This is a genomic window from Acinetobacter sp. 226 (assembly GCF_048147925.1).
In the GTDB taxonomy this organism is placed as follows: Bacteria; Pseudomonadota; Gammaproteobacteria; order Pseudomonadales; family Moraxellaceae; genus Acinetobacter; species Acinetobacter pecorum.
The window spans coordinates 14,773-27,450 of the sequence record NZ_JAYWYX010000008.1; the positions used below are offsets into that span (position 1 = coordinate 14,773).

Sequence of the window (12,678 nt, forward strand, 5' to 3'; positions counted from 1 at the left end):
TAAAAATAGTAAAACTGCCTTTGTTAATAAATATGATTAAAAATAGTAAAACTGCCTTTTTAGTAATCGATCTTATGCTTATTTACTGCCGATTTTACAATTTTCCAAATAAATCCAGTAATTATGAAGAAAGATCTTCATATTGTTTGCAGCATGATTTGTTACATTTTCTGCATCGAAATAACTACAGTCCCATAAATGGACACGGAGTAATGACATGAAGCTTAATGCACTTTTAATGAGTACAGTTTTAGCTGCTGGTTCAATGATGACTGTAAACGCATATGCCGACAGTACAGCACGCGTTGCAGCAGCAAGTGCTTTGGGTAGTGTTGCGGGTACAGCTTTAGGTAAAAATATGGGTGGCAATACTGGTGCAACCTTGGGTGCTGCTTTAGGTGGTGCTGGTGGTGCAGCGGTTGCAAGCAGCAAGAAAAACCGGACTGAATCTGCAATTGGTGGCGCTCTAGGTGGCGGTGCAGGATATACAGTAGGTAAAAATATGGGCGGCTCTAACGGTGGCTATATTGGATCAGCATTGGGCGCTGCGGGTGGTGCTGCATTAGGTAACAAGATTTCCAAGGATAAAACTGCTGAAAAACGCTCTAAACACTGGAAAAAACGTTACCGTTAATTTGAATTCAGGCATTTTAGGCCAGCGGCTACATTTAACACAAGAGGCACCTTCGGGTGCTTTTTTATTGCTCTTTTATTCCCTCCAAATTCATGTAAAGCATCAACTTATCTTGCCAACATCATGAATAAATTAAGGAGATAAAAATCACAATTCGCCAACACTGTCTCCATGCTGTTTGGCGCTTGCTAGATTAAATTGATTTTATCAACAAAATACAGCTAGATATATAAAAGGTGTCCTCATGAACTATAAATCTCTAATGATCGCTGTCGTAGCAACCTCAGCCATGGGTATGACAGCTGCCAATGCAGGCAATACAACCAATACAGCTTTAGCTTCTGCTTTGGGGGGCGTTGTGGGTGCCGCAGTCGGTAATAAAATGGGCGGTACCACTGGCGCAACAATCGGTTCAGCGATTGGTGGTGGTGCAGGTGCCGCAGTGGCAGCAAATAAACGTGACCGTAATGGTGCAATTATCGGTGGTGCTTTAGGTGGCGGTGCAGGTTATGCAGTAGGTCGAAATATGGCTGGCAGCAATGGTGGTTATATCGGTGCAGCACTCGGTTCAGCAGGCGGTTCAGCTTTAGGTAAAAAAGTTAGCGAAGACCGTCGTTATGATGATCGTAGCGAACGTCGCTATAACTCTTCTCGCAATTACCGTTACAACGATTATCGCTACAATAACCGTCGTCGTTAAGACTTCATCTTTTATCCTTTCCTCCTTTATAAGCATCTTCGGATGCTTATTTTTTTTATCTTTATAATTTAGTTTACACTTATATCGATTTTCCTCGATATACAAATACAATCTAAAGTCGTATGCTTTTAAAGATGTCTATTTAAGAGTAATACTATGCGTACACTTAACGATACCCAGTTCTCTATCCTCGAACTGGTTCCTGTTCGTGACGACAAGAGCATTCAATTTGCGCTAAACCATGCGCTCGAACTTGCCCAAACAGCAGAAAAATTGGGTTATCGCCGGATGTGGCTGGCAGAACATCATAATATGGATGGCATCGCCAGCTCAGCAACCGCAGTTCTCTTAGGCTATTTACTGGCAAATACCAAAACCTTAACTTTAGGTTCTGGCGGAATTATGTTACCCAACCATGCCCCGTTGGTCGTGGCTGAACAGTTCGGCACATTGGCAACGCTCTATCCGGATCGTATTGAACTGGGTCTGGGCCGTGCTCCAGGCACCGATCAAATGACCATGCGTGCCCTACGTCGTGGCCGTCAGGAAACCGAAGACCAGTTTCCACAAGATGTACTGGAAATTCTGCAGTATTTTAAAGATCCAATTCCTGGACAACGTATCGTGGCAACACCGGGTCAAAGCACCCATGTTCCAGTGTGGTTATTAGGCTCCAGCCTGTTTAGTGCCCAGCTCGCAGCGAAACTTGGTCTGCCTTATTCATTTGCTTCGCATTTTGCTCCACGTATGCTGGGTCAGGCGATTCAGCTGTATCGTGACAATTTCCAACCCTCTGAATATCTGGATCGCCCCTATGTTTCCATGGGCGTACCGACCTGTGTCGCAGATACCGATGAAGAAGCAGAATATCTGGCTACAAGTGCTTACCAACGTGTGCTTTCCCTGATTCGCGGTCAGAGCCTGAAACTGAAAGCTCCGATTGAATCAATGGAAGGGCTTTGGTCACCACCAGAAAAAATGTCTGTCGATAATTTCTTTGCCATGGCACAGGTGGGTTCTAAAGAAACTGTTAAAGCGGGGCTGGCAACACTTTTGGCAAAATATGATGTGGATGAGTTTATTTTCACCTGTGATATTTATGATACAGAGAAACGTCTGCATAACTTTGAATTACTGATGCAAATCAAGAATGGGCAATAAATCTCATCTCTAAGTCAAAAAATGATTTTTTATTAATATTTAAATGGGTATTTAAATTTCCTTCTCCTCTAAGGATGAGCATGCTCCGCAAGAGGGAGAGGAAATTTTTATACAGAACCTCTTCCTAGACTTTCCTATAAGGGAAGGAAATTTCTTTGATAATGCTGACTTTTTCTAGTTTGTGTTATTGTCATCTACAATCCCCATTCTTCAGAATGGGTGTATTGTTTTTAATCTATACATTGATCTGTATGGCCAGCCACACAAATTCACGTGTTATCTTTTTTAATAGATATTTTTCTCTGGGCTTACTCTTTTGCACTAAAAACAACTATAGAAAATAGAATGACTGTCTAAGTTAAATTTTAAACTTTACTGCTCTGGGGCTTTTGTTAATATCTATAGAAAAGCAAATAAAATCAATTATTAAAAAATTTCAAGGAAAAACAATGTCTACCAAGCAGGATGTACATATGGGCATATTCGAGAATCGTCCCGAAAATTTCCAGCATTTTGCTGGCTTTAAAGTGCCCTCTTCCCAGCTTGCTGAATTAGACTGCGCTGGGAAAGATATTGCGATTATTGGCACGGACCAGTTTACCGTGAGTCATCTCAATCACATTAGCCAGCACGCCCGATCAGTGAAAGTTTTTCAGATTAATCCGCAATTCGTGCTTCCAGGTACAGAGCTTGGTCTGCAACGACTGCTGAATCATCCTCTGATTATCAAAAATCGACGCCTGTTTAATAGCCGGATCAAAAGTATTTTGTCCTTACGTTATCTGGAAAATCAGGTCCAGAATTTATGGTTAAGACGTCAACTTATGCCAAATCTTGCCGAAGTGTCTAAAGTTTATTTAAAGTCTGATCATTACTATACTGCCTTGCAACGTGAAAATTGCCAGCTGATTACCTGGCCCATTTCAAAAATTTCTAAAGATAGCATTTATTGTATTAATGGCGCTGAGCATCAGGTCGAACTGATTGTGTATACTTTTTCAGTATAAAACTGATCAATGGATCGGCTAGTAAACTGAAATTATAAGCTGTATTTAAAAAATACAGGTTCTACAAAATTGAATTTTTTGGTGAGTATCTAGACAAGTTGATTAAAAAATAGCGGTTTGTATTTTTTACAAAAATATTCAGTATTTTATTTATTGATAATATTGATATTTTATTTCTATGAATCTGGCTCTTTTATTAATTTTTTATCTATAAATCAGAGCCAAGTCCTCGCTCGGCTCTGCACTTTTCTTAACCGATACGACGTTTAAGACCAGTCATTTGTAGGATACGGGTAGAGATCTCCTCAATTGACATTTCAGAGACATTCAGGTATTTGATTCCTTCTGAAATATAGATGCCTTCAATCGCACGCAGTTCCATCTGACACTGGCTAAAGCTGGCATAACGGCTGTTCGCCTTACGTTCAGTGCGGATGGCAACCAGACGTTCTGCATCAATCATCAGACCAAAAAGCTTGTTTTTATGGGGTCTTAGCACTGCTGGCAGACGGTTATCATCCAGATCTTCTTCTGTCAGTGGATAGTTTGCTACACGAATACCGAACTGCAAAGACAGATAAATAGAAGTTGGTGTTTTACCAGAACGTGATACACCAATCAGAATCAGGTCGGCTTTATCATAGTGACGGGTACGTGCGCCATCATCATTGTCCAAAGCAAAATGGACAGCATCAATACGGGCTTTATAAGATTCGGAGTCCGTCACTGCATGGGTCTGTCCGACTAAAGTCGTAGGAATTGTGCCTAACTCATCAGCCAATTTACTAATAAGCCCTTCAAATACATCAAGATTTACCGCATTTGCTGTATTAATAATATCGCGAACATAAGGATCAACCAAAGTATCAAATACCAGAGGTTTTTCACCGTCTATTTGAGCTCTTGCATTGATCTCTGCCACCACACTTGTAGCGGCTTCTTCAGAGCTAATATAAGGGATAATATGAATGTCAAATTTTACGTGTGGAAACTGCGCTAACAGCGAGTGGCCAAGCGTTTCAGCGGTGATGGCAGTACCATCCGAAATAAAGAAAACACTACGCTGAATTTGTTTACCTTCCGACATTAAAATTCTCCTCCAACATTTGTCTTAGTGCTATATAATCTTTATAGTAAACCGATCTTACATGACTGTCGCTTAGTAAAATCAAAAACCTAGATGATTTGCTATACTCTCATGCCAAGATAGTGATTAATACTGCAAAAGTGGAGTAACAACTTTGGAAGCGCGCGTAATTGGTCTGGAAAAATTAGGGAAGCACGACGTTGAGCTGGTTGGTGGGAAAAACTCATCACTAGGCGAAATGATCAGCCATTTATCAAATGCTGGTGTATCTGTGCCAGGTGGTTTCGCAACGACTGCCGATGCCTACCGTGAATTTCTCGAGCAAAGTGGCCTAAACGCTAAAATCAATGCAGAGCTTGCTGCACTCAATGTTGATGACGTGAATGCACTCGCTGAAACTGGCGCAAAAATTCGTCAATGGATTGTGGATACTCCACTTACACCTGCATTAGAACAAGAAGTTCGTACAGCATTTGCAGAACTTTCTAACGGCAACCCTGACATCGCGGTTGCCGTTCGTTCTTCTGCAACTGCAGAAGATTTGCCGGATGCTTCTTTTGCCGGCCAGCAAGAAACTTTCCTGAACATTCGTGGTATCGATAACGTTCTGATCGCAATCAAAGAAGTGTTTGCATCTTTATACAACGATCGCGCAATCTCTTACCGTGTACACCAAAACTTTGCCCATGATGTAGTGGCTTTGTCCGCTGGTGTACAACGCATGGTTCGCTCAGAAACCGGCGCTGCTGGTGTAATGTTCACACTAGATACTGAATCAGGCTTCCGTGATGCAGTATTCATTACCGCTTCTTATGGTTTGGGTGAAATGGTTGTTCAGGGTGCAGTTAACCCGGATGAATTCTATATTTCTAAACCACTTTTAAATGCAGGTCGACACGCGATCCTTCGTCGCAACTTAGGCTCTAAGCATCAGAAAATGATTTATGGTGAAGAAGCCTCTGCGGGTAAATCAGTGGTTGTAGTTGACGTAGAAAAAGCAGATCGTCAGCAATTTGCATTGAATGATCACGAGCTACAAGAACTGGCTAAACAAGCGTTGATCATTGAAAACCATTACGGTTCTCCAATGGACATCGAATGGGCAAAAGACGGTGATGACGGTAAAATTTATATCGTTCAGGCACGTCCTGAAACAGTAAAAAGTCGTGAAAATGTCGGCACCATGGAACGCTACCTGTTGAAACAACGTGGCACTGTAATTTGTGAAGGCCGTTCAATTGGTCAACGTATCGGTTCTGGTAAAGTCCGCATCGTGACGTCGATTAAAGAAATGGACAAAGTACAAGACGGTGATGTACTTGTATCTGACATGACTGACCCGGACTGGGAACCAGTAATGAAACGTGCTGCTGCGATTATCACCAACCGTGGTGGTCGTACTTGTCACGCTGCAATCATTGCACGTGAATTAGGTGTTCCTGCAATTGTAGGTTGTGGTAATGCCACTGAAGTACTGGTTGACGGTCAAGAAGTCACTGTATCTTGTGCTGAAGGCGATACCGGCTTCATCTACGAAGGTGCACTTGATTTCGAAATTCAAACCAACTCGATCGAATCAATGCCAGCATTACCGTTCAAAGTCATGATGAACGTGGGTAACCCGGATCGTGCATTCGACTTTGCTCAAATTCCAAACGAAGGTATTGGTCTTGCACGTCTAGAGTTCATCATCAACCGTATGATCGGCGTACACCCTAAAGCATTACTGAACATCGACAGCCTGCCACGTGAAACACGTGCAGCAGTCATGGCACGTACTGCGGGTTATGCATCTCCAATCGAATTTTACGTAGAAAAACTGGTTGAAGGTATTTCTACTCTTGCTGCTGCATTCGCAGACAAGCCAGTGATCGTGCGTATGTCTGACTTCAAGTCAAACGAATATGCGAATTTGATCGGTGGTAAGTTATACGAACCAGAGGAAGAAAACCCGATGCTGGGCTTCCGTGGTGCAAGCCGTTATGTCTCTGACAACTTCCGTGACTGCTTCGAGCTGGAATGCCGTGCATTGAAGAAAGTTCGTGATGAAATGGGCTTAACCAACGTACAGATCATGATTCCGTTCGTTCGTACTGTAGCTGAAGCAAAACGCGTGATTGAACTTCTTGCTTTAAATGGCTTGAAACGTGGCGAGAATGGCCTGAAAGTGATCATGATGTGTGAACTTCCAACTAATGCCTTGTTAGCTGAACAGTTCCTTGAACACTTCGATGGTTTCTCTATCGGTTCAAACGACTTGACTCAGTTAACTCTTGGTCTGGACCGTGACTCTGGTATCGTATCTCACCTGTTTGATGAACGTGATCCTGCAGTTAAAGTACTTCTGTCTATGGCAATCCATGCATGTCGTAAAGCAGGCAAATATGTCGGTATCTGTGGTCAAGGCCCTTCTGACCATCCAGATCTTGCACAATGGCTGATGGAACAAGGAATTGAATCTGTGTCGCTTAACCCAGACTCAGTATTGGATACCTGGTTCTTCCTTGCTGAAGAAAAAGTAAAAAAAGCATAAATTCATTTTGAATATAAAAAAGACCCTTTAATAGGGTCTTTTTTATAAGCTCACCATCATTTACTAGTTCAAATCAATGGACTGAAAATATTCAAAAGTTAAACAATTGAATTAACTAAAATAATTAAATTAAATTTCTAAACACACCCCTACTGTAATGACAAACAAATACCAACAGTAAAGTCATACCAAACTAGCAATAATAAATGTCTACCTGAAGTCCAAACATGTATCTTTTTAGAACACAGAAGTTTTCAGTTTATGTGTAGGATGCATTTTAATGAGAAATATGATTGAAAATCCTCAATTAATCTATATCTTACGATGAGAGAGTGTTTGTTTTCAAAACAGAATTCACTACAATCTTGATTAAACCTATTTATCAGTTCACATTTAAATATTGAGATTCAGTTTATATGCAGATTTACTTGGCACGAAACAATCAACAAGCTGGTCCATATACGCTCGAGCAATTGAATCAGATGCTGGCGAATCAACAAGTCATGCTGACAGATTTAGCCTGGCATCAAGGCATGACAGAATGGAAAGCCTTAGGTGAACTTACCCAAGGAAAATCAGTATATCAACCTGAAGGCTATATCGCTCCAGCACCAACTCCTGAAACGCCTGTATTTCAGAAAAATCAAACCGAAAAAACCTCTTATGGCCAGCAGCCTCGAGTCTCTGCAAGAAAAAATGAACTGGCCAGTATTCCCAGTCGTATCTTGGCTAAAATTGTAGACCTGCTATTGTGGTTGCCTGCGACTTTTATCCTGACTGCATTTTTCACTCCTGAACAGGAAGCACGGTTCGCAGAATTGAACCAAGAATTCATGAACGTGGTGCTGAGCAGCGATGCAGATCCGGCAATGGCCCAGCAATTACAGACTCAAATGTTTGAGATGTTTTCTCAACAGGCCTGGCTTGCCACAGCAGTCTATTTACTGATTATGCTGGCTATTCAAGCGTTTCTGATTGCAAAATCAGGTCAAAGTATTGGTAAAAAACTCACGAAAATCAAAATTGTAGATGCTGATTCTGGCGAAAAAACCAGCTTGTTACGCGCTTTTACTATCCGCAGTGTGTTGTTCATTTTCTTCAATATCATGTTTATGCCTCTCAGCTTAATTATAGACTGGGCATTCGGACTGGGTAAAAAACGTCAGACCCTGCATGACAAACTGGCCAAAACTCAAGTAGTAAAACAATAATTTAGCAGCAAATAAAAACGGGATAATCTTCATCCCGTTTTTTCTTACATAACTTTGAAATTGAAATAAAATTCCTATAAATATTACCCAAATCATCCTACCAAAATCGGTTTTTATTACAGGCATTTAAAGCACCTTTACATATAGCTTAGTTCGTTAATCTCAGGCATAATGCCCTACAACGTAGCGGTGTATTATGATTAAAAGGATGTTTTTTTAAAAATCAGCCTTTTTTAGTCATGTGCACTTTAATCGCTATCCCATATTAAATTAGGGAATGGGACTCTTCACCGAGGTTGTAAAATGAGACAAACGATTTTAGCTGTATTGTCTTTATCTGCGATGACTGCACTCTTGACCGGGTGTGGTGGTGATATGGTACTTCTGAACTCTAAAGGTCCAGTTGCAGCAGGTCAAAGTAACCTGATGATGACTGCGATTTATTTAATGCTATTGGTGGTTATTCCATCAATCATCATGGCATTATGGTTCGGTTGGAAATATCGTGCATCGAATAAAGACGCAGACTATAAACCTACATGGGCACACTCTACTGCGATTGAAATTGTAGTATGGGGTATCCCTGTCATTATTATTGGTATTTTAGCTTGGTTAACTTGGTGGGGTTCCCACAAGTATGACCCATACCGTCCAATTGAAGCAGATAAAGCACCTTTAACTGTTCAAGTTATTGCTGAACAATTTAAATGGATCTTCATCTACCCTGAGCAAGGTATTGCAACAATCAACGAAATGCGTTTCCCAGAGAAAACTCCGGTAAGCCTTCGTTTAACCTCTAACTTCACGATGAACTCATTCTTCATCCCGGCGTTAAGTGGTCAGATTTATGCAATGGCAGGTATGCAAACTCACCTCAACCTATTAGCTGATGAAACTAGCCCAGCTGAAGGCTACCGTGGTTTCTCTTCAAACTATTCAGGTTACGGCTTCTCACAAATGCGCTTCCGTGCACATTCTGTGACTGATGCCCAGTTTGCCGAATGGGTTTCTGCTATTCAGGCAGGAAACGGTACTTCAGTTAACCCTAATGCAGTACAAAAAACTGTTCTAGACCAAGCTGAATTTGCAAGCTTACGTGACGGTAACCGTGGTGTTCACCAGATCGAAGCGATTATTGCAAGAGCTAAGACTCCTGAAGAGAAGGCTGCTGCCGAAGCAATGAAGCCTTACCCTACTAAGCCACACCCTGTGACTTACTACTCTTCTGTAGAGCAAGGTTTGTTTGAATCTGTGATTCACAAGTATATGAGTAACTACCACGGTGCTGACCATTCAGCTCCTGTAGAAGCTGCAGCAACTGATGCTGTTGCTCATGAAGCGTCTGCTTCTGAAGCTCATGTAGCTGGTGAACATGCGACTGCTTCTCAAGGAGAATAAGACATGAGCTTCTTAGGTAAGTTAGGTCCGGATGCAATTCCTTACGATCCAATCGTACTGGCAACTGTTGCAATGATGATCTTGGGTGGTATCGTAGTTGTTGCCGGTATTACCTACTTCAAAAAATGGGGCTACCTGTGGAACGAATGGTTCACATCTGTAGACCATAAAAAAATTGGTATCATGTATATCTTCGTATCTGTGATCATGCTGGTGCGTGGTTTCGCCGATGCGATCATGATGCGTCTTCAGCAGTTCCTTGCAAAAGGTGGCGGCGAAGGTTATTTACACCCTGAGCATTACGACCAGATCTTTACCGCCCATGGCGTGATCATGATCTTCTTCGTGGCAATGGGTCTTGTAGTTGGTTTAATGAACATCTCTGTACCGCTTCAAATCGGTGCACGTGACGTTGCATTCCCATTATTGAACTCTCTGAGCTTCTGGTTATTCGCCGGTGCTGCGGGTCTGATGATGGTATCACTTGCGTTAGGTGAGTTCGCTGCAACAGGCTGGATGGCATACCCTCCACTGTCTGGTATCGAATATTCTCCAGGCGTGGGTATGGACTACTATATCTGGGCACTGCAAATTTCAGGTCTAGGTACGCTATTAACGGGTGTTAACTTCTTCGTTACCATCATCAAAATGCGTGCGCCTGGCATGAAGCTTATGGAAATGCCAATCTTTACCTGGACATCTTTATGTACAGCAGTATTGATTATTGCGGCTTTCCCAGTGTTGACTGCAACAATCGCAATGTTAACGCTTGACCGTTACTTCGGTTTCCACTTCTTTACCAACGACATGGGTGGTAGCCCAATGTTGTATGTAAACCTGATTTGGACTTGGGGTCACCCGGAAGTTTATATCTTGGTATTACCAGCATTTGGTATTTACTCAGAAGTTGTTGCGACTTTCTCGCGCAAAGCATTGTTCGGTTACAAATCAATGGTGTATGCAACAGTAGCAATCACAGTATTGTCATTCGTTGTATGGGTTCACCACTTCTTTACCATGGGTGCAGGTGCCAACGTTAACGCGTTCTTCGGTATCATGACCATGATTATCGCGATTCCTACAGGTGTGAAGATCTTCTCTTGGCTGTTCACCATGTACAAGGGTCGTATTGTTTACACTACCCCAATGCTATGGACACTTGGCTTCCTTGTGACTTTCGGTATCGGTGGTTTAACAGGTGTATTGATGGCGGTTCCACCAGCGGACTTCCTGGTACACAACTCTTTATTCCTGATTGCCCACTTCCATAACGTAATTATTGGTGGTGTAGTATTCGCGATGTTCGCAGGTATCATCTTCTACTGGCCGAAAATGTTCGGTTGGAGACTGAATGAAACTTGGGGTAAAGCAGCTTTCTGGTTCTGGTTCTTCGGTTTCTACTTTGCATTCATGCCGCTTTATATCCTTGGTTTCATGGGTATGACTCGTCGTTTGAATACATTTGACAACCCGGACTGGGATCCGTATGTAAACATTGCCATGTTTGGTGCGGTTCTGATTGCGCTTGGTATTGTATGTTTCATCATGCAAATCGTGGTTGGTTTCCTACAACGTGAGCAACGTCTAGATTTGACTGGCGATCCATGGGATGGTCGTACCCTTGAATGGTCGACATCATCTCCTGCTCCATTCTATAACTTCGCTCATCTTCCAAAGATCCATGGTATTGATACTTTCTGGATCGAGAAAGAAAATGGTGTTGCATACGCAAAACCGACGAAGTATGAAGACGTGCATATGCCGACTAACCGTGCTGCTGGTTTCGTTATCGCGATGTTCATCACTATTATGGGCTTCGGTTTAATCTGGCACATCTGGTGGTTAGTAGTTGTTACGTTCCTTGCTTCTATCATTAGCTTCATCGTGTCTTCTTTCACCAAGAAAGTGGATTACTATGTTCCAGCTGCTGAAGTTGAGCGTATTGAAAACGAACGCTATGCGATTCTTGAAAAACACTTGAAGAAGGACTAAGACAATGGCTGAAGTACTTCATCACGATAACCACGGACATGATGAGCATCATCATCACGATGATACTGACATCACTGTCTTTGGTTTCTGGACTTACTTGATGAGTGACCTTGTCCTGTTCGGTACACTCTTCATTGCGTTCGCTGTTTTGAGTAGCCACATCCCTGTGGGTACTCCAAGTGCGAGAGACCTGTTTGGCGACTCTTTAGGTTTCGTTCTTACTGAAACCTTCGCCCTCTTGATCTCTTCTGTAACCTTTGGTTTTGCAGTTCTTGCTGCATACAAAAAAGACGTTGCAAAAGTACTGACTTGGTTAGCGATTACTTGGGTATTCGGTGCTATCTTCATCGGCATGGAACTATATGAATTCAATCACCTAGTTCATGCGGGTCACGGTCCAAGCACAAGTGCGTTCTTATCTGCGTTCTTTACTTTGGTAGGTACGCACGGTATTCACGTAACTTCTGGTCTGGTCTGGATGATCGTGCTTATGGTTCAAATCAAGAAATATGGTTTGACTCTTGCAAACACGCGTCGTCTAGCTTGCCTAAGCTTGTTCTGGCACTTCCTTGACATCGTTTGGATCTGTGTATTCAGCGTAGTTTATTTGATGGGAGTTCTGTAATGAGTCACGATCATAACGCTGCTGGCGAATCACACGGTAACGTTAAGCAATATACTGTTGGCTTCATCCTTTCTATCATCCTTACCGTAATTCCATTCGGTATGGTGATGGCAGGCGGTTTTGGCCGTGGTACTTTGATTACCGTCATTGCGATTACTGCGGTTGCTCAGATTCTTGTGCAGTTAATTTATTTCCTGCATATGAACTCTTCTTCAGAGCAACGCTGGAACGTAATTGCGTTTGTGTATACCATCTTAACCATTGCTATTCTTCTAGTAGGTTCTGTATGGATCATGAACTACCTACACTACAACATGATGATCTAAACTG

General features: G+C 42.2%; 11 protein-coding genes. 10 read left to right on the top strand and 1 reads right to left on the bottom strand.

Annotated elements, in window-relative coordinates:
* Positions 1-217 precede the first annotated feature (217 nt).
* From VXP95_RS04930 to VXP95_RS04945, 4 genes are all read left to right on the top strand, one after another.
* A complete protein-coding gene (locus VXP95_RS04930; protein ID WP_064096506.1) occupies positions 218-634 on the top strand; it encodes a glycine zipper 2TM domain-containing protein in 417 nt (138 codons plus the stop codon).
* A 244-nt stretch (positions 635-878) separates the two neighbouring features.
* Positions 879-1,334, top strand: a complete 456-nt coding sequence (locus VXP95_RS04935) for a hypothetical protein (protein WP_064096507.1) — start codon at positions 879-881, stop codon at positions 1,332-1,334.
* A 156-nt stretch (positions 1,335-1,490) separates the two neighbouring features.
* A complete protein-coding gene (locus VXP95_RS04940) occupies positions 1,491-2,495 on the top strand; it encodes an LLM class flavin-dependent oxidoreductase (protein ID WP_416711582.1) in 1,005 nt (334 codons plus the stop codon).
* A gap of 449 nt (positions 2,496-2,944) precedes the next feature.
* A complete protein-coding gene (locus tag VXP95_RS04945) occupies positions 2,945-3,502 on the top strand; it encodes a flavoprotein (protein ID WP_416711583.1) in 558 nt (185 codons plus the stop codon).
* A 250-nt stretch (positions 3,503-3,752) separates the two neighbouring features.
* Here VXP95_RS04945 and VXP95_RS04950 read toward each other — a convergent pair whose 3' ends face one another.
* The gene (locus tag VXP95_RS04950) at positions 3,753-4,589 is read right to left on the bottom strand and encodes a pyruvate, water dikinase regulatory protein (protein WP_064096510.1); all 837 of its coding nucleotides are present in this window, start codon (positions 4,587-4,589) and stop codon (positions 3,753-3,755) included.
* A gap of 154 nt (positions 4,590-4,743) precedes the next feature.
* On the opposite strand from VXP95_RS04950, the gene ppsA reads away from it, so the two are divergent.
* The 6 genes from ppsA to VXP95_RS04980 all read left to right on the top strand — a co-directional run bounded on the left by ppsA (position 4,744) and on the right by VXP95_RS04980 (position 12,674).
* Positions 4,744-7,122: a phosphoenolpyruvate synthase gene (gene ppsA, locus VXP95_RS04955; protein WP_064096511.1), complete on the top strand. Its 2,379-nt coding sequence runs from the start codon at positions 4,744-4,746 to the stop codon at positions 7,120-7,122.
* 416 nt (positions 7,123-7,538) lie between these two features.
* Positions 7,539-8,333: an RDD family protein gene (locus tag VXP95_RS04960; protein WP_064102690.1), complete on the top strand. Its 795-nt coding sequence runs from the start codon at positions 7,539-7,541 to the stop codon at positions 8,331-8,333.
* 303 nt (positions 8,334-8,636) lie between these two features.
* The gene (gene cyoA, locus VXP95_RS04965) at positions 8,637-9,731 is read left to right on the top strand and encodes a ubiquinol oxidase subunit II (RefSeq protein WP_064096513.1); all 1,095 of its coding nucleotides are present in this window, start codon (positions 8,637-8,639) and stop codon (positions 9,729-9,731) included.
* Between the two features lie 3 nt (positions 9,732-9,734).
* Entirely contained in the window at positions 9,735-11,723 is a 1,989-nt protein-coding gene (gene cyoB / locus VXP95_RS04970; protein WP_416680651.1) for a cytochrome o ubiquinol oxidase subunit I, read from the top strand.
* Positions 11,724-11,727: 4 nt separating this feature from the next.
* Positions 11,728-12,348, top strand: a complete 621-nt coding sequence (gene cyoC / locus VXP95_RS04975) for a cytochrome o ubiquinol oxidase subunit III (protein WP_004278786.1) — start codon at positions 11,728-11,730, stop codon at positions 12,346-12,348.
* Positions 12,348-12,674 (top strand): cytochrome o ubiquinol oxidase subunit IV, encoded by a 327-nt coding sequence (locus tag VXP95_RS04980; protein ID WP_064096515.1) that lies wholly within the window; start codon positions 12,348-12,350, stop codon positions 12,672-12,674. The genes cyoC and VXP95_RS04980 overlap by 1 nt, the downstream gene beginning before the upstream one ends.
* The last annotated feature ends 4 nt before the right edge of the window (positions 12,675-12,678 follow it).

Excerpts from the sequence above, each read along its gene's own strand:
- VXP95_RS04930 (WP_064096506.1), top strand. The coding sequence starts at position 218 with ATGAAGCTTAATGCACTTTTAATGAGTACAGTTTTAGCTGCTGGTTCA.
- VXP95_RS04935 (WP_064096507.1), top strand. The coding sequence starts at position 879 with ATGAACTATAAATCTCTAATGATCGCTGTCGTAGCAACCTCAGCCATG.
- VXP95_RS04940 (WP_416711582.1), top strand. The coding sequence starts at position 1,491 with ATGCGTACACTTAACGATACCCAGTTCTCTATCCTCGAACTGGTTCCT.
- VXP95_RS04945 (WP_416711583.1), top strand. The coding sequence starts at position 2,945 with ATGTCTACCAAGCAGGATGTACATATGGGCATATTCGAGAATCGTCCC.
- VXP95_RS04950 (WP_064096510.1), bottom strand. The coding sequence starts at position 4,589 with ATGTCGGAAGGTAAACAAATTCAGCGTAGTGTTTTCTTTATTTCGGAT.
- VXP95_RS04960 (WP_064102690.1), top strand. The coding sequence starts at position 7,539 with ATGCAGATTTACTTGGCACGAAACAATCAACAAGCTGGTCCATATACG.
- cyoA (WP_064096513.1), top strand. The coding sequence starts at position 8,637 with ATGAGACAAACGATTTTAGCTGTATTGTCTTTATCTGCGATGACTGCA.
- cyoB (WP_416680651.1), top strand. The coding sequence starts at position 9,735 with ATGAGCTTCTTAGGTAAGTTAGGTCCGGATGCAATTCCTTACGATCCA.
- cyoC (WP_004278786.1), top strand. The coding sequence starts at position 11,728 with ATGGCTGAAGTACTTCATCACGATAACCACGGACATGATGAGCATCAT.
- VXP95_RS04980 (WP_064096515.1), top strand. The coding sequence starts at position 12,348 with ATGAGTCACGATCATAACGCTGCTGGCGAATCACACGGTAACGTTAAG.